This window comes from Corynebacterium sp. 32222D000AT (genome assembly GCF_053546955.1).
On sequence record NZ_JBPPVW010000012.1, the window covers coordinates 60,573 to 77,896 of the forward strand.

Genomic DNA, 17,324 nt, shown 5'->3' on the forward strand with positions numbered 1-17,324 from the left:
AGCGGGGTTTTTGGGGGTTGATCAGGCCGGGCGGAAAGCGCGCGTGCACCCTACCAGCACACTTGTTATAACCAGCGCCCCGGCGGGGCGGCGCAGGGCCCGGGGAAGGGGCATCGGCGGGCGCAGGAATGTATTAAATACCACACCCGTCGCGGGGAAGTGACCAATCGTTTTCCGCGCGGTAAAGTATGTGGCAGTAAAAGTTATACGCAGATTCAACCGTGACTCAGCCCCGCCGGCCCCAGCCCCGGCGCCTGGGTCAACACTTTTCGGACCGCGCCGTGAAGCCCCCTTTACCCAGCGCACGGCGCGCACCGCACCCCCGAAGAAAGGTTTCAAAGAGCATGACCGAATTCGACCCGCACCCGCCCTTCCAGGACTTCGCGCACCCCGGCCGCTTGGTCTCCGCGCCGTGGCTGTCCGCCCGGCTGGGGGTCAAAGGCCTGCGCGTCATCGAGGTCGATGAAGACTCCCTGCTCTACGACATCGGGCACATCCCCACCGCCAGCCGCATCAACTTCCAGAAGGAACTGATGGACCCTACCACCCGCGACATCATCGACGGCGCGGCCTTCCAGCAGCTCATGCAGGACAAGGGCATCAGCCGCGAGGACACCGTGGTCTTCTACGGCGACAAGTCCAACTGGTGGGCCGCCTACGCCCTGTGGGTCTTCGAGCTCTACGGACACCCGGACACGCGGCTGCTCGACGGCGGGCGCGACGCCTGGATGGCCGAGGAGCGCGACACCTCCTTCGCCGTGCCGGAATTCGCGGCCTCCGATTACCCGGCCGTCGAGCGCGACGACGCCCCGCATCGCGTCTTCGTCGACGAGCTGCGCTCCACCGACGCCGTCATTGTGGACACCCGCAGCCCCGAGGAATTCGCCGGCCAGCCGACCAGCGCCTCCCCGCAGGGCAACTCCGCCTACGGGACCACCATCCGCCACGGCCACATCCCGGGCGCGACCAACCTGGAGTGGGACCGCGCGATGTACCCGAACGGCACCTTCCGCTCCCTGGAGGAGCTGCGGGTCAACTACGGCAACCTGAATGCCGGGGATCCCACCATCCTCTATTCGCACGTCGGCGCGCAGGCCGCGCACACCTGGTTCGTCCTCAAATTCCTGCTGGGAGTCGAGAACGTCCGCACCTACGACGGCTCCTGGGCCGAGTGGGGCAATATGGTTCGAATGCCCATCGAGCGCTAGAATCCTAGTGTCTAAGCCGAGCTGGGTGTAACACGCCGGAGAAATTCCCGTATCTAACCTGGTACGGGATTATTTTTTGCATAATTTTTAGAACCTGACGGTTTTCTCATGTTTTGATGTGCAAGAATAGTAAGCGATCCAATACTAGTTTTTCAGGAGGATTCCTGCTGTGGCAGTTGAACAAAAGAAGATCACCAAGGTGCTCATCGCCAACCGTGGTGAGATCGCAGTTCGCGTCATCCGCGCTGCGCGCGATGCCGGCATCAGCTCCGTAGCGGTCTACGCCGAGCCCGATGCCACCGCCCCCTTCGTCGAGCTTGCCGACGAGGCCTTCGCGCTGGGCGGGACCACCTCTGCCGAGTCCTATTTGGTCTTCGACAAGATCCTCGACGCCGCCGCCAAGTCCGGCGCCGACGCCATCCACCCGGGCTACGGCTTCCTGTCCGAGAACGCCGACTTCGCCCAGGCCGTCCTCGACGCCGGCCTCATCTGGATCGGCCCCTCCCCGGAGGCCATCGCGGCCCTGGGCGACAAGGTCACCGCCCGGCGCATCGCGGAGCGGGCCGACGCCCCCATGGCTCCGGGCACCAAGGACCCGGTGGCCGAGTCCGCGGAGGTCGAGGCCTTCGCCCAGGAGCACGGCCTGCCGGTGGCCATCAAGGCGGCCTTCGGCGGCGGCGGCCGCGGCATGAAGGTCGCCTACACGCACGAGGAGATCCCGGAGCTTTTCGAGTCCGCCACCCGCGAGGCCGTGACCGCCTTCGGCCGCGGCGAGTGCTTCGTGGAGCGCTACCTGGACAAGGCCCGCCACGTCGAGGCCCAGGTCCTGGCCGACATGCACGGCAACGTCGTGGTGGTCGGCACCCGCGACTGCTCCCTGCAGCGCCGCTTCCAGAAGCTGGTCGAGGAGGCGCCGGCCCCCTTCCTGACCGACGAGCAGCGCGCCACCATCCACGACTCGGCCAAGCGCATCTGCCGCGAGGCCGGCTACTACGGCGCCGGCACCGTGGAATACCTGGTCGGATCCGACGGGCTCATCTCCTTCCTCGAGGTCAACACCCGCCTGCAGGTCGAGCACCCGGTCTCCGAGGAGACCACCGGCCTGGACCTGGTGCGCGAGCAGTTCCGCATCGCCCAGGGCGAAAAGCTGCCCTTTAGCGAGGACCCGACCCCGCGCGGCCACGCCTTCGAGTTCCGCATCAACGGCGAGGACGCCGCCGCCGGCTTCATGCCGGCCCCGGGCACCGTGGTGGATTACCGCGAGCCGACCGGCCCGGGCGTGCGCGTGGACTCCGGCGTGCGCGCCGGCAGCGTCATCGGCGGCCAGTTCGACTCCATGCTGGGCAAGCTCATCGTCTGGGGCCCGGACCGCGAGACCGCCCTGCAGCGCTCCGCCCGCGCCCTGGGAGAATTCACCGTCACCGGCCTGCCGACGGTCATCCCCTTCCACCAGGCCATCGTGGCCGATCCCGCCTTCCGCGGCGACGGCGAGTCCTTCGACGTCTACACCAAGTGGATCGAGGAGGAGTGGTCCGGTGACCTGCCGGCCTACCAGGATCCGGACGCCGAGGCCGAGGACGCCGAGGCCCTGCCGGCCCAGAAGTACGTCGTGGAGGTCAACGGCCGCCGCGTCGAGGTGGCCCTGCCGGGCGATCTGGTGCTGGGCGCCGGCGCGGGGGCGCCGAAGAAGAAGTCCAAGAAGCGCCGCGGCGGCGGCTCCAAGGCGGCCGTGTCCGGCGACGCCGTGGTCGCGCCCATGCAGGGCACCGTCATCAAGGTCGCCGTCGAGGAGGGCCAGGAGGTCGCCGAGGGCGACGTCCTCATCGTGCTGGAGGCCATGAAGATGGAAAACCCGGTCAAGGCCCACAAGGCCGGCGTGGTCACGGGCCTGGCCGTGGAGACCGGCGCCCAGATCAACAAGGGCAACCCCATGCTGGAGATCAAGTAGCTAGGCTGGTGGGCATGACTGATAATGCCCACTCCCCTTCTGAGCACCGCACCCCGCTGCACCCCGACGTCAACGACACGGGGATCAGGCTGCGGCTGGCCCAGGATGATGACCGCACCTACCTGTCGCGCCTGTTCTACCTGACCGACGTGCTCGGTGACGAGACGGCCGCGCTGGGCGAGGAACACCTGCGCGACATCGGCCCCTACGTGGGCGAATGGTCCCCGCGCGTGGACGGCGGGGTCATCGCCATCTCCGAGTACGAGGTCCCGGCCGGCGGGGCCTGGCTGCGCTACTTCACAGGCGAGCACAAGGGCGTGGCCTACACCGGCCGCCCGGACGCCGATCCCCACGATGACAGCCAGTGGGCCACGGAATTCGACCCGGAAGACATCCCCGAACTGTGCATCGCCGTCGAGCGGCGCTACGCCGGCCTAGGCCTGGGCAAGCGCCTGCTGCGCAACGTCGTGGATCTCGCCCGGGAGCAGACCGCGCCGGCCGTCTCCCTGTGGGTCGATCCTCGCAACGAGCGGGCCCGCCGGCTCTACGATGCCGCCGGTTTCACCCCGCTGGAGGTCCCCGGCGGCGAACCGGGGACCATGATTTACTACTTCTAGCTTCTTAAGCTAGCTGACCACCACGATGAGGTCGCCGCCCTCGACCTTGGTGGCCTGGCCGATGGCCAGGCGCTCCACCGTGCCGGACTGGGTGGCGGAAATGGACGCCTCCATCTTCATGGCCTCGATGACGGCGACCTGATCGCCCTCTTCGACCTCGTCGCCGACCTTGACGGTCGGGTTGACCACGCCCGCGAACGGGGCGGCCACGTGGCCCGGGTTGGCCGAGTCGGCTTTCTCCACCGTCGCGACGGTGGACTCGGCGGAGTGGTCGCGCACCTTCATCGGGCGGATCTGGCCGTTGACGTTGAGGATGACCGAGCGCATGCCCTTCTCATCCGGCTCGCCGACCGCGTCCAGCCGCACGACCATGGCGTTAAGCGACTCGCGCTCCGTGCTGTTTTCCGGGAAGAAGTGGACGATCTTCTCCTCGCCCTCGGTCAGGCCGTAGAAGAACTCGGCATCGTTGAGCGCCTCGGTGTTGCCGTACTGGCGGCGGAACTCCTTGAACTCCTCGAACTGCTTCGGGAAGAGCAGGTGGTTGAGGGCCTCGCGGCGCTCGGTGAAATCCTCCGAGTCCAGGTGGCGGGCCTGATCGGCCGGGACCTCAGAAATCTGCGGCCCCTCCTTCTCGCCCGCGCGGCCGGAGAGGATCTTGTCGCGCAGCGGCGGCCAGCCGCTGGACGGGGTGCCCAGCTCGCCGCGCAGGAAGGCGATGACGGAGTCCGGGATGTCGTACTTGGTCGGCTCCTTGGCAAAGTCCGCCGGGTCCACGCCGGCGCCCACCAGGTGCAGCGCCAGGTCGCCCACGACCTTCGAGGACGGGGTGACCTTGGTCGGCCGGCCCAGCATCTCGTTGACGGCGGCGTAGGTGTCCTCGATGACCTCGAAGCGGTCGGCCAGGCCCAGCGCGGAGGCCTGGGCGCGCAGGTTGGACAGCTGGCCGCCCGGGATCTCGTGCTTGTAGACCCGGCCCGTCGGGCCCGGGATGCCGTTCTCAAACGGGGCGTAGACCTGGCGCACGGCCTCCCAGTAGGGCTCCAGGTCGGAGACGGCCTGCAGGTCGATGCCGGTGTCCCGCTTGGTGTTCGCCAGGGCCGCGACGATGGCGGACAGGGACGGCTGCGAGGTGGTGCCCGCCAGCGGGGCCGAGGCGCCATCGACGGCGTCGGCGCCGGACAGGGCCGCCGCGTAGTAGGTGGCCAGCTGGCCGCCCGCGGTGTCGTGGGTGTGCACGTGCACCGGCAGGTCGAAGTTCTTGCGCAGGGCCATGACCAGCTTGCTGGCCGCCTCCGGGCGCAGCAGGCCGGCCATGTCCTTGATGGCCAGCACGTGGGCGCCGGATTCGACGATCTGCTCGGCCAGGCGCAGGTAGTAGTCCAGCGTGTAGATGTCTTCCTTCGGCGAGGTCATGTCCCCGGAGTAGGCCATGGCGACCTCGGCGACGGTGGTGCCGGTCTCGAGGACGGCATCGATAGCCGGGCGCATCTGGCTGACGTCGTTCAGGGCGTCGAAGATGCGGAATACGTCCACGCCGGAGCGGGCGGCTTCCTCCACGAAGGAGTGGCAGACCTTGTCCGGGTACGGGGTGTAGCCGACGGTGTTGCGGCCGCGCAGCAGCATCTGGATGTTGACGTTCGGCATGGCCTCGCGCAGCATGTCCAGGCGGACCCAGGGGTCCTCGTGGAGGAAGCGCATGGCCACGTCGAAGGTCGCCCCGCCCCAGGCCTCCACGGAGTACAGGTTCGGGGTCAGGCGCGCGACGTGCTCGGCGGCGGAGACCAGGGTGGTGCCGCGCACGCGGGTGGCCAGCAGCGACTGGTGCGCGTCGCGGAAGGTGGTGTCCGTGACTGCCAGGGCGTCCTGGGCGCGCAGCTTCTCGGCGAAGCCCTTCGGGCCCAGCTCGCGCAGCTCGTCGCGGGAGCCGCGCGGCAGCTCGGAGTCGCGGTGGGAGCGCTCCGGCAGCTTGTCGAAGGGGCGCAGCGGTGTCGGGCGCTCGCCGTTGGGGCGGTTGACGGTGGTCTCGGCCAGGTAGTCCAGGATGCGGCCCGGCTCGTCGCTGGCCGGCGGGGCCTTGAGCAGGTCCGGGTGGTTGGCAATGAAGCCGGTGTCAATGCGGTGCGCGGTGAAGTCCGGCTCCCGCAGCAGGGCGCGCAGGAAGCCGATGTTGGTGGAGACCCCGGAGACCGTGAACTCGTTGAGCGCGCGGATGGCACGCGCCACCGCCTGCTGGAAGTCCTTGCCGCGGCAGGTCATCTTCACCAGCAGGGAGTCGAAGTTCGGGGAGATCTCCGCGCCGACCGCGGTCGCGCCGTCCAGGCGCACGCCGGCGCCGCCCGGCGAGCGGTACGCCGTCAGCGTGCCCGTGTCCGGGCGGAAGCCGTTGTTCGGGTCCTCGGTGGTGATGCGGCACTGCAGCGCCGAGCCGGTCAGGTGGATGGCCTCCTGGTTAAGGCCCAGGTCCTCCAGGCTGGCGCCGGCGGCGATCTGCATCTGGGACTTCACGATGTCCACGCCGGTGACCTCCTCGGTCACGGTGTGCTCGACCTGCACGCGCGGGTTCATCTCGATGAAGACGTGGTTGCCACGCTCGTCGACGAGGAACTCGACCGTGCCGGCGCCCTCGTAGTTGATGTGGCGGCAGAACTTCACCGCGTCCTGGCAGATGCGGTCGCGCAGCTCGGCGTCCAGGAACGGCGCCGGGGCGATCTCCACGACCTTCTGGTGGCGGCGCTGCACGGAGCAGTCGCGCTCGAAGAGGTGGATGACGTTGCCCTGGGAATCGGCCAGGATCTGGACCTCGATGTGCTGCGGGTTAATGACGGCGGTCTCCAGGTAGACGCTGCCATCGCCGAAGGCCGCCTCCGCCTCGCGGGAGGCCTCCGCCGCCTTCTCCTTGAGCTTCCCCGGCGTCTCGACGAAGCGCATGCCGCGCCCGCCGCCGCCGGCCACGGCCTTGACGAAGACCGGGAACTGGAAGTCATCGGCATAAGCAACCAGCTGGTCCACGTCGGTGGACGGCTCGGAGTCCTTCAGGGTCGGCAGCCCGGCCTCCTCGGCCGCGTGCACGGCGGCCGCCTTGTCGCCGGTCAGATCCAGCGTCTCCGGGGTCGGGCCGATAAATTTGATGCCGGCGTCCTGGCACGCCCGCGCTAGATCCGCGCGCTCGGACAGGAAGCCGTAGCCCGGGTAGACGGCGTCCGCGCCGGACTTCTTCGCCGCCCGGATGATCTCCTCAATATCCAGGTAGGCCTTCATCGGCTGGCCTTCGGTGCCGATACGCACGGCCTCGTCCGCGAAAGCCCGGTGGAAGGAGTTTCGATCCTCCCGGGGATAAACAGCAACGGTGGTAGCCCCGGTCTCAAAGGCCGCACGGAAGGCACGCACGGCAATCTCGCCGCGGTTAGCGACGAGCACCTTCGAGAACGAGGCAGGGGCAGTCTGAACCACGAGTTTTCCTTTCAGTTCAGTGAGTGATGCACCTTACATCCTAGTTCCATCACGACCGTTTTAGGGACGATTTCCAGTGCAAAGATTCACACAGTTGCGACGGTCTTTTTGTTAAGGCTGTAAAGAGGAAAACCCCCAGCACACGCACCCTCAAGCGGAAGCAGAAACGGACGGGTGTGCTGGGAGAATCTTGGCGACCGGGCCCCGGCCGGGGGTGGGTCTTAGTAGGACTTCGGCGGAACCGAGCGCTGCTCTTCACCGACGTAGGCGGACAGCGGGCGGATGAGCGAGTTGTTCTCGTTTTGCTCCACGATGTGGGCGGTCCAGCCGGTGATGCGGGACATCACGAAGATGGGCGTGAAGAACTCAATGTCGAAGCCCAGGATGTGGTAGGCCGGGCCGGCCGGGAAGTCCAGGTTCGGGCGGATCTTGATGGAGGTGTTTTCGTACATGGTCTTCGCCATGATGTCGTACATCTCGACCCACTGTTCCTGGCCGTGCTCCTTGGCCAGCTCCTTGAAGGCGGCCTCCATGGTGGGCACGCGGGAGTCGCCGTTCTTGTAGACGCGGTGGCCAAAGCCCATGACCAGTTCCTTGTTGGCCAGCTTGTTCTTGGTCCACTCCTCCGCCTTGGCCGGGTCGGCGACCTCCAGGAAGTTCTTCATCACGGCCTCGTTGGCGCCGCCGTGCAGCGGGCCCTTGAGGGCGCCGATGGCGGCCACGATGGCGGAGTAGGTATCCGACATGGTGGAGGTGACCACGCGGGCGGAGAAGGTGGAGGCGTTGAAGGAGTGCTCCGCGTAGAGGATGAGCGACTTGTCGAAGGCCTCGATATCAGCGCGGTTGTTGGCCGGGGAGCCTTCCTCCTCGCCGAAGACCATCCACAGGAAGTTCTCGGCGAAGCCCTTCTTGCGGGACGGCTGGATGTAGTCCTCGCCGCGGCGGCGGCGGATGTCCAGGGCGATGATCGTCGGGATCTTGGCCATCAGCTCTAAGGCGGTGCGGCGGATGTGCTCGGAGTCGCGGGTGTAGGCCTCCGGGTCCTGGGCGCCGATATAGGAGATGGCGGTGCGCAGGACGTCCATCGGGTGGCAGGACAGCGGCATCGACTTGATCAGGTCGATGAGGTGGCGGTCCAGGTGGCGCAGGGCCTTTTCCCGGGCGGAGAAGCGGATGAGGGATTCCTGGCCGGGCAGCTTGCCGTTCCACAGCAGGTAGGCGACCTCCTCGAAGCAGCAGTAGCGGGCCAGTTCCTGGACCGGGTAGCCGCGGTAGGTCAGGGAGTTGGTCTCCGGGACGACCTTGGAGATGGCGGTCTCGTCGACGACGACGCCGTAGAGGCCCTTGCGGATCTCCGGTTCCTGGTTCTTGGTATCAGCTGCGGTATCAGACATGGTGAATGCCTCTTTCTTTCAACGAAGGTGGGTGGTGGGGTTTAGAAGGTAGGACGGTAGGAGTCCTTGGAGTAGGTGAACACCGAGTTGTCGAAGGCGTTGTACTCGTCGTAGCGAACCAGCTCGTAGAGGCGGGAGCGGTGCTGCATGCGCTCGAGCCACTCGGTCTGCAGGCCGGTGTCCGCCATGTCGCGGAGGAAGTCCTCGGTCGCGCCCATGGCCACGCGGAAGGTGGAGACCGGCCAGATGACGGCGTTGTAGCCCAGATCCTGCAGTTGCTGGGCGCTGAGCAGCTCGGTCTTGCCGAACTCCGTCATGTTCGCCAGCAGCGGGGTGTCTACCGCGGCGCGGAACTTCTCGAAGTCCGCGGGGTTGTAGAGCGCCTCGGTGAAGATCAGGTCGACGCCGGCGTCGGCGTAGGCCTTGGCGCGCTCGATGGCCTCGTCGATGCCGTGGATGCCGGCGGCGTCCGTGCGCGCACAGATGACGAAGTTCTCGTCGCGGCGCTCGTTGACGGCAGCGGTGATGCGGCGCACCATCACGTCGGTTTCCACGACCTCCTTGCCGTCCAGGTGGCCGCAACGCTTCGGGTTGACCTGGTCCTCCAGGTGGCAGCCGGCCAGGCCGGCGTCCTCCAACGCGGCGATGGTGCGGGCGGCGGACATGGGCTCGCCGAAGCCGGTGTCGGCATCGACCAGCACGGGCAGGTCGGTCACGCGGGCGATCTGGCCGGCGCGCTGGGCCACCTCGGTCAGGGTGGTCAGGCCGATGTCCGGCAGGCCCAGATCGTTGGCCAGCACGGCGCCGGAAATATAGACGCCGCCGAAGCCGCCGATGTCCTGGATGAGCCGCGCGGTCAACGGGTTGAACGCGCCGGGCAGCGTGGTGATGTTCTCGTCCGCCAGGGTCTGGCGCAGCGCCTGGCGTTTCTCAGTGTCAGTAACGGTGGAACCAAACAGGCCAGCCATTAGAAGAGTCCTTCCGGGGTGTTGGAGGCTTGGGCGAGGGCGGCATCGTTAAGCCGGACGTTGAGCTCGCTCAAATCGGTGAGTTCGCGCAGGTTCTGGGCGGCGGCCAGGAAGCGGTCCTGCTCGGCCGGGTCGACCAAGCCCTCGGCGAGGGTGCGGAACTTGGTGATGTAGTTGTCGCGCTCGAACGGGCGCGCGCCCAGCGGGTGGGCATTGGCCACGGCCATCTCGTCCTCGACCACGGTGCCGTCGTTGAAGGTGATGACCGCCTTGGCGCCGAAGGCCTTCTCGTTCGGGTCGTGGGAGTGATAGCGGCGGGTCCACTCGGGGTCTTCCACGGTGGAGATCTTGTGCCACAGCTCCACGGTGTCCGGGCGGGCGGCGCGCTCCGGCAAGTAGGAGTCCACGTGGTGCCAGCCGCCGTCCTGCAGGGCCACGGCGAAGATGTACATGATGGAGTGATCCAGGGTCTCGCGGGAGGCCTGCGGGTCCATCTTCTGCGGGTCGTTCGCGCCGGTGCCGATGACGTAGTGGGTGTGGTGCGAGGTGTGCAGGACGATGGACTCGATGTCAGCGGTGTCCAGGCCCTTGTCCGCCAGGGTCTGCTTCATGCGGATGGCCAGGTCGATGGGAGCCTGGGACTGGTATTCCGCGGAGTGCTCCTTGGTGTAGGTGTCCAGGATGACGCGCTTGGCCTCGCCGGGGGCCGGCAGCGGCACAGTGTAGGTGCGCTCCGGGGAGTGCAGCATCCAGGCGATGAAGCCGTCCTCGCCCTCCCAGATGGGGGCCGGCGCGCCCTCGCCGCGCATGGTGCGGTCGACGGCCTCGATGGCCATCTTGCCGGCGAACGCCGGGGCGTAGGCCTTCCAGGAGGAAATCAGGCCCTTGCGGGACTGGCGGGTGGCGGTGGTGGTGTGCAGCGCCTGGCCCACGGCCTGGTAGATGGTCTCGGTGTCCAGCTCCAGCAGGGTGCCCAGGCCGGCGGCCACGGACGGGCCGAGGTGGGCGACGTGGTCGATCTTGTGCTCGTGGAGGCAGATGCCCTTGACCAGGTTGACCTGGATCTCGTAGCCGGTGGCCACCGCGCGGAGGAGCTCCTTGCCGCCCAGGCCCTTATGCTGGGCGACGGCCAGCAGCGGCGGGATGTTGTCGCCGGGGTGGGAGTATTCCGCGGCCAGGAAGGTGTCGTGGAAGTCCAGCTCGCGCACGGCGGTGCCGTTGGCCAGGGCGGCCCACTCGGCGGAGTAGGTGCCGTCGATGCCGAAGACGCTGGCGCCGCCTTCGGTAACCGGGTGGCCCTCGGCCATGCTGCGCGCAGAGGTGACCGGGCGACGGGTGACGGAGGCAACCGCCACGGCCGCGTTATCGATGATGCGGTTGATGATCATGTCCGCGACCTCGTCGTCGACGGCCACCGGGTCCGCGGCGACCTGCGCCACCTTGTAGGCCAGGTGCTCCTCCAGCGGGAAGTCCTCCGCGGACTTGTGGGTGCGTACTTGGTGCTCGATCATGGTCTGCCGTGCCTGCCTTTCTAGGCCCCCATTGTGAGGGCCGTAACACTTGTTTGCGTTTCACATCACACTAGGCGCTTGCCGCGGGCCCAGACCACAAGTAAAGTTTGCGGAATAGAGTGGAATATGACGGCAATTCCCGCAAAATCTGTAAAACCCGCAGCACACGGGCTCCAGAGGAAGGTTAAAAACGATGAGCAAGCACTACGCGGGGGCAAGGATCCACGCGCTCCGCAAGTCCCGCGGCCTCACCCAGGTCGCCATGGCCAAGGAGCTGGACCTGTCCACCAGCTACCTCAACCAGCTGGAAAACGACCAGCGCCCGCTGACCGTGACGGTACTGATGCAGCTGACCCAGCGCTTCGGCGTGGACCCGACCTATTTCTCGCCGGTCAAGGACGTGCGCACCATCTCCGACCTGCGCGCCATCTTCCCCCAAGCGCCCGAGTCCACGCTCTCCGAAATCGCCGCCCGCTACCCCGAGCTCATGCCGGAGCTCGTCGACATCGCCCGGCGCGTGCCCGACTCCCGCCCTGCCGGCTCCTACGAGGTCGTGCGGGATTTCTTCTACGACACCAACAACTACATCCACGAGCTCGACGTGCTCGCCGAGGAGCTCTCCGGCCGGCTGGGTGACAGCCTCTTCCGCCTGACCCAGCTGTCCACGCTGCTCGACCGCGAGCTCGGCGTGCAGGTCCGCTTCCGCGCGGCCGGCCCGCACCTGCGCCGCCACTACGACCCTGAGACCCGGCAGCTGGATCTGCAGGACGGGCTGACAGATGCCCAGCTGTGCTTCCAGATGGCCCTCCAGTACTGCCTGCTGGCCTACCGCGACGTCCTGGACAACCTGGTCTCCGAGCTGGCCGATGCCGGCTCCCGCGACCTGGCCACCTACGGCCTGGCGCAGTACTTCGCCGCCGCCGTCACCATGCCGTACACCGCCTTCCTCGAGCAGGCCGAGGATTTCCGCTACGACGTCGAGCGCCTCGGCACCGCCTTCGGCACCAGCTTCGAGGCCACCGCCCAGCGGCTAGCCACCCTGCAGCGGCCCGGCGCCCAGGGCGTGCCGTTCTTTTTCATCCGCACCGACCGCGCGGGCAATATCTCCAAGCGCCAGTCCGCCACCAGCTTCCACTTCTCCCGCTCCGGCGGCTCCTGCCCGCTGTGGGTGGTCCACCGGGCCTTCGAGACCCCCAACCGCATCACCCGCCAGGTCGCCACCATGCCCGACGGACACAGCTACCTGTGGATCGCCCGCCACATCCAGGGCCAGGTCCAGCCCTTCGGCACCCCGCGCAAGGAATTCTCCGTCGGCCTGGGCTGCGACATCTCCCAGGCCCACCGACTCATCTACTCCGACGCCCTCAACCTCAACCCGGCCGCCGCGACCCCCATCGGGCCCGGGTGCACCACCTGCCCACGCAGCGCCTGCCCCCAGCGCGCCTTCCCGCAGTCCGGCGTCGAAGCGCACCACGACCTCAACGCCAGCCCCAACGGCCTGCGCTTCTAGCAAGCAAAAAGGCATCTGGTCTGACCAGCTGCCTTTAATTTATGCCGTCGGGGCCGCCCCCGGGGTGGCGTTTGAGTAGTGCCTACTCCAGATCGTCGTGGGCAACCAGGCGGCGGGCGGCTTCGGTGATGGTGCCGGACAGGGACGGGTAGACCGCGAAGGAATCCGCCAGCTGGTTCACGGTGAGCTGGTTGGTCACGGCGACCGCAATCGGCAGGATGAGCTCGGAGGCCGTCGGGGCGACGACCACACCGCCGATGACGCGGCCCGAGGTCTGGCGGCAGAACAGCTTGACGAAGCCGTGGCGCAGCGAGCGCATCTTGGCGCGCGGGTTGGTGCTCAGCGGCATGGTGATGGTGCGGGCGGCGACGTCGCCGTTTTCGATCTCGGCCTGGGTGAAGCCGACGGCCGCGATCTCCGGGCGGGTGAACACGGCGGTGGCGACGGTCTTCAGGCGCAGCGGGGACACGCCCTCGCCCAGGGCATGGTACATAGCAATGCGGCCCTGCATGGCGGCCACGGAGGCCAGCGGGAACAGGTCGGAGCAGTCACCGGCGGCGTAGATGCCGGCCACGCTGGTGCGCGAAACACGGTCGACCTCGATGTGGCCGGACTTGGTGGTGGACACGCCGACGTTCTCCAGGCCCAGGCCCTCCGTCTTCGGGATGGAACCAATCGACATCAGGGCGTGGGAGCCGAAGATCTCGCGGCCGTCGGAGGTCTTGACGCACACGCCGCCGTCCTCGGTACGGGTGATGGTGTCCACGCGGGCGTGCTTTTCCAGCTCGACGCCGCGCTCAGACAGGACGGTCTCCAGCACGTCGGCTGCGTCGGCGTCGTCGTGCGGGAGGATGCGGTCGCGGGAGGCGACCATGGTGACCTTCACGCCCAGCTCCGCGAAGGCGGAGACGAACTCCGCGCCGGTGACGCCGGAGCCGACCACGACGAGGTGCTCGGGCAGGTCCTGCAGGTTGTAGACCTGCTGCCAGGTCAGGATGCGCTCGCCGTCCGGCTGGGCGCCCGGCAGGATGCGCGGGGTCGCGCCGGTGGCAATCAGCACCAGGTCCGCTTCCAGGACCTCTTCCTCGCCGCCGTCGTTGTGCACCGCGGTGACCTTGTGGCACGCGCTGGCGCTGGCAGTCTGGTCCTCGCCGAAGTAGCCGCGGCCGTTGATGACGCGCACGCCGGCGCGTTCCATGTCGTTTTGGATATCGCCCGACTGGTTGGCGGCCAGGGCCTGCACGCGCTCGTTGAGGGCCTGGAGCGCCAGCGGCATGTGCCCCAGGTGCTCGTTGAGGCCCATGGCCTCCGCGCGCCGCAGGTCGGTCTTAATGTTGGCGCCCGCGATGAAGGACTTCGACGGCACGCAGTCCAGCAGGATGCCCGAGCCACCCATGCCTTGATCCTCAATCAGGGTGATGTCGGCGCCATACTTGGCACCGGCCAAAGCTGCTTCATAACCTGCGGGGCCGCCGCCGATGATGACAATTCGCTGCGACTGGTGAGACACGTAGAAAAGCTCCTTTATAAAAATTCAGGCGATTAAGTCACGGGGAAATAGAGACAAGACAAGTGTCGAGATGATACTTCCCCGCCTACTCTACCGCCCTAGCCTAGGTCTACGCCCTCCGAGTTCGCGATTTGCTCCACCACGGAGCCGAAGAGCTTGATGCCCACGCCGATGGCGCGCTCGTCCACCACGAGATCCCCCATGTGCAGATCGAACTGCTCGCCGTCGCCGGACCAGCAGCCCAGGCGCGCCATGGAGCCGGGGACGTGCTCGAGGTACCAGGAGAAATCCTCCCCGCCGGAGGACTGCGGGGCCTCCACCACGGCCTGCGGGTCGATGTGGCTGGCCGCGCTGGCCAACAGGGCGGTGGCCACGTCGTCGTTAAGCACCGGCGGAACACCGCGGTGATAGGACAGGACGTGCTCGACGCCGACGGGGGCTAGGATCTGCTCGATGAGCTCGGTGACCAGCCCCTGGATCTTGCGCCAGACCCCGATGTCGGCGGTGCGCACCGTGCCCGAGGCAGTGCCGGTCTCCGGGATGGCGTTCGGCGCGTAGCCGGAGTTGACCTGGCCGAAGACGGCGACCGTGCCAGTGCGCGGATCCACGCGGCGCGACAGCAGCGCCGGCAGCTCCGTTATCACCTTGCCCAGCGCGTAGACCACGTCCGCGGACAGGTGCGGGCGGGAGGTGTGCCCGCCGGGTCCGTTGATGGTCAGCTCGACGATGTCGGTGGCCGAGGTGATAGCGCCGGTGCGCACGCCGATGCGCCCGACGCGCAGCTTGGGCTCCACGTGCACCGCGAAGATGGAGTGCACGCCCTTGAGCGCGCCCCACTCGATGACGTCGGTGGCCCCGCCCACCCAGACCTCCTCGGCGGGCTGGAAGATGACCCGCACGCCGACCGGCAGGCCGAAGGCCCGGTCGTAATCGGCGATCGCACAGGCCAGGCCCAGCACCACGGTGGTGTGCACGTCGTGGCCGCAGGCGTGCGCCACCCCGCGGACCTCCGAGGTAAATTCCAGGCCGGTGACCTCCGTGACCGGCAGGGCGTCGATGTCCGCGCGGAAGGCCACGCGCCCGCCCTCGGTCTCCGGGCCGATGTCGGCCATCAGGCCGGTCTCCGGGAAGCGGTGGGCGCTAACGCCGTACTCGGCCAGGCGGGCGGCGATATACCGGGTGGTCTCTACCTCCCGGTTGGCCGTCTCCGGGTGGCGGTGGATGTGGCGGCGCCAGCCGTGGATCTCCGCCCGGTGCTCCTCGAACCAGGCGCCGACGAACGCGCTGATTGACTGTGGGACCGCCGGGTCTCCCGTCTGGTCTGCCATTAATGGCCTCCTCACCGCGTTAGGCAACTGCTCGTTTAGTACTCGCCACAGTCTACAACTAGACCATGCTGTTCAGTTAGTCGCCCAGTATAACCGCCCCTCCCCCGCGCGCCAATAGCCCGCCCCCTTAGCTTGCCCGCGCGGCCGGGAAAGGCTGGCTAGTCGCCTCGCGGCGGCGCTGGCGCACGTACGCCGGCGAGAAGGCGGCGACATCGGAGACCTCGGCCACCAGCGAGCCCGCGAACTGGCGGGTATACGGCAGCAGCACAGCCGGCGGGATCTCCAGGGCCAGGGCCAGCTTGTAGACCGTGGAGACCGTCGGATCCGCGGCGCGGGCGCGCTCCAGGTTGCCGATCTGGTTGCGGGAGACGCCGGAGATATCCGCCAGCGCCCGCTGGGACAGGCCGCGGCGCACCCGCGCGGTGCGCAGGTTGCTGGCAAATAATTCCCCGCAGGATTTCCAAAAGCTCAAGGCCGGACGCGCAGCCGTAGTCAAAACTTCCCCACCCCCGTGGAAGACGCTCGATGATGTGCGCCTTAAAGCCTAGCTTAAAAGTCGATATTGCGCGGGCCGTAGAGGCGGTCGCCGGCATCGCCCAGGCCGGGGACGATGTAGGCCTCCTCGTTCAGGCTCGGGTCGATGCACGCGGTGACCAGGCGCACCGGCAGGCCCGAGTTGGCCAGCGCGTCCACGCCCGGCTGCGCCGAGACCATGCAGATGGCGGTGATGTCGGTGGCACCGCGGTCGGCCAGCAGCCGCAGCGAGTGCAGCAGCGAACCGCCGGTGGCCAGCATGGGATCGACCACGAAGACGGTGCGGCCGGACAGGTCCTCCGGCAGGGCCTCCAGGTATGGGACCGGTTCGTGGGTCTCCTCGTTGCGCGCCATGCCGATGAAGCCGACCTGGGCGTCGGGGATCATCGCCAGCGCGGGGTCGATCATCCCCAGGCCGGCGCGGATGATCGGCACGATGATCGGCGGGTCCTGCAGGCGGGTGCCTTCCGCCACGTCCACCGGGGTCTGGCAGTCGAAGTGCTCCACCGGCAGGTTCCGCGCGGCCTCGTAGACCAGCATGGTGCCCAGGTCCTTCAGCGCGGCGCGGAAGGCCGCGTTATCGCTGCGGGCGTCGCGCATCAGGGTCAGGCGGGACGCCGCGAGGGGGTGATCAACAACGTAGGTTTCCATGTCCCCCATCGTAGGGCATCGGCGGCATGCAGAAAGTGGCGGGAACCGTGTCGGCGCCCGCGCGGTCTAAGAAGGCATGAGCATTCTCGACGTTGACCCAGACCTGACCCGCCAACTAGCCACCGACGTAGCCCGCAACGCCCAGGGCAGCCTGCCTGCCCCGCCCGCGGTACCCCTGGATGCCGCCACGCACGACTTCGGCGCCCACCTGGCCGCCGCTGTGACCAATATCAACCAGCGCACCGAGCGCCTGCGCGCGGACCTGTCGCATATTTCCCGGGCCGGCTACGCCCTGGCCGCGGCCGCGGCCGCCACTGACGAGCACACCGCCGGCCGCCTGAGCGCCCACGCGGGAGGTTCCTAATGCAGGTCATCACCCAGGCCCTCAAGACCATCTCCGAGATGCGCCCGGCCGACCTCCCCGCCGGCGCTCAGCTGCCCGTCCACCCCGACGTCGCCGCGGTGGAGCCGCTCGCCCGCATCAGCCAGACCGACGCCACCCCGGTGCTGGCGGCCGCCGGCGCCCTGGCCAGCGACCATGAATCCCTCCACCAGGCGCTCGCCCGCGGCCGGGACCTGGTCTTTGCCGCCGGCGGGGACATCGTGGGCATCGCCGTGGGGCTGGGGCGCCAGGCCCCGCCCCTCGCGCCGGGCCTGCTGACCCTCAAACCGGCGGGCCCGGCCCTTATACCCAT

General features: G+C 67.9%; 13 protein-coding genes and 1 pseudogene. 6 read left to right on the plus strand and 8 right to left on the minus strand.

Annotated features, from left to right (window positions below; translation table 11 throughout):
- Nucleotides 1-344 precede the first annotated feature (344 nt).
- From ACEE23_RS08300 to ACEE23_RS08310, 3 genes are all read left to right on the plus strand, one after another.
- Nucleotides 345-1,208 (plus strand): sulfurtransferase, encoded by an 864-nt coding sequence (locus tag ACEE23_RS08300; RefSeq protein ID WP_368520096.1) that lies wholly within the window; start codon nucleotides 345-347, stop codon nucleotides 1,206-1,208.
- A 169-nt stretch (nucleotides 1,209-1,377) separates the two neighbouring features.
- Nucleotides 1,378-3,156, plus strand: a complete 1,779-nt coding sequence (locus ACEE23_RS08305; protein ID WP_368520095.1) for an acetyl/propionyl/methylcrotonyl-CoA carboxylase subunit alpha — start codon at nucleotides 1,378-1,380, stop codon at nucleotides 3,154-3,156.
- 14 nt (nucleotides 3,157-3,170) lie between these two features.
- Nucleotides 3,171-3,773 (plus strand): GNAT family N-acetyltransferase, encoded by a 603-nt coding sequence (locus ACEE23_RS08310; RefSeq protein ID WP_368520094.1) that lies wholly within the window; start codon nucleotides 3,171-3,173, stop codon nucleotides 3,771-3,773.
- Nucleotides 3,774-3,782: 9 nt separating this feature from the next.
- On the opposite strand, the gene ACEE23_RS08315 is transcribed toward ACEE23_RS08310, so the two are convergent.
- The 4 genes from ACEE23_RS08315 to prpD form a co-directional block, all read right to left on the minus strand.
- The gene (locus tag ACEE23_RS08315) at nucleotides 3,783-7,223 is read right to left on the minus strand and encodes a pyruvate carboxylase (protein ID WP_448872786.1); all 3,441 of its coding nucleotides are present in this window, start codon (nucleotides 7,221-7,223) and stop codon (nucleotides 3,783-3,785) included.
- A gap of 221 nt (nucleotides 7,224-7,444) precedes the next feature.
- Nucleotides 7,445-8,617, minus strand: coding sequence for a bifunctional 2-methylcitrate synthase/citrate synthase (locus ACEE23_RS08320; protein WP_368521692.1), 1,173 nt, complete (start codon nucleotides 8,615-8,617; stop codon nucleotides 7,445-7,447).
- A gap of 41 nt (nucleotides 8,618-8,658) precedes the next feature.
- Complete coding sequence (prpB, locus tag ACEE23_RS08325) at nucleotides 8,659-9,585, minus strand: methylisocitrate lyase (RefSeq protein WP_448872783.1); 927 nt, start codon at nucleotides 9,583-9,585, stop codon at nucleotides 8,659-8,661.
- The gene (prpD, locus tag ACEE23_RS08330; protein ID WP_448872781.1) at nucleotides 9,585-11,096 is read right to left on the minus strand and encodes a 2-methylcitrate dehydratase PrpD; all 1,512 of its coding nucleotides are present in this window, start codon (nucleotides 11,094-11,096) and stop codon (nucleotides 9,585-9,587) included. Before prpD ends, prpB begins: the two co-directional genes overlap by 1 nt.
- Before the next feature lie 193 nt (nucleotides 11,097-11,289).
- Between prpD and ACEE23_RS08335 the strand changes: the two genes are divergently transcribed.
- Entirely contained in the window at nucleotides 11,290-12,606 is a 1,317-nt protein-coding gene (locus ACEE23_RS08335) for a short-chain fatty acyl-CoA regulator family protein (protein WP_368520088.1), read from the plus strand.
- Between the two features lie 82 nt (nucleotides 12,607-12,688).
- Here ACEE23_RS08335 and ACEE23_RS08340 read toward each other — a convergent pair whose 3' ends face one another.
- The 4 genes from ACEE23_RS08340 to upp form a co-directional block, all read right to left on the minus strand.
- Nucleotides 12,689-14,116: an NAD(P)H-quinone dehydrogenase gene (locus tag ACEE23_RS08340; protein ID WP_368520087.1), complete on the minus strand. Its 1,428-nt coding sequence runs from the start codon at nucleotides 14,114-14,116 to the stop codon at nucleotides 12,689-12,691.
- Between the two features lie 98 nt (nucleotides 14,117-14,214).
- Nucleotides 14,215-15,444 (minus strand): amidohydrolase, encoded by a 1,230-nt coding sequence (locus tag ACEE23_RS08345; protein ID WP_368520086.1) that lies wholly within the window; start codon nucleotides 15,442-15,444, stop codon nucleotides 14,215-14,217.
- A gap of 127 nt (nucleotides 15,445-15,571) precedes the next feature.
- The gene (locus ACEE23_RS08350; protein ID WP_368521694.1) at nucleotides 15,572-15,916 is read right to left on the minus strand and encodes a helix-turn-helix transcriptional regulator; all 345 of its coding nucleotides are present in this window, start codon (nucleotides 15,914-15,916) and stop codon (nucleotides 15,572-15,574) included.
- 77 nt (nucleotides 15,917-15,993) lie between these two features.
- Entirely contained in the window at nucleotides 15,994-16,629 is a 636-nt protein-coding gene (gene upp, locus ACEE23_RS08355) for a uracil phosphoribosyltransferase (protein ID WP_368526395.1), read from the minus strand.
- A gap of 76 nt (nucleotides 16,630-16,705) precedes the next feature.
- On the opposite strand from upp, the gene ACEE23_RS08360 reads away from it, so the two are divergent.
- Both ACEE23_RS08360 and ACEE23_RS08365 read left to right on the plus strand, forming a co-directional pair.
- Nucleotides 16,706-16,993: a transducer protein Htr23 gene (locus tag ACEE23_RS08360; protein ID WP_448872778.1), complete on the plus strand. Its 288-nt coding sequence runs from the start codon at nucleotides 16,706-16,708 to the stop codon at nucleotides 16,991-16,993.
- A pseudogene (locus ACEE23_RS08365) lies at nucleotides 16,993-17,324 on the plus strand (C40 family peptidase); the annotation flags it as partial. The gene ACEE23_RS08360 and the pseudogene ACEE23_RS08365, both read left to right, overlap by 1 nt.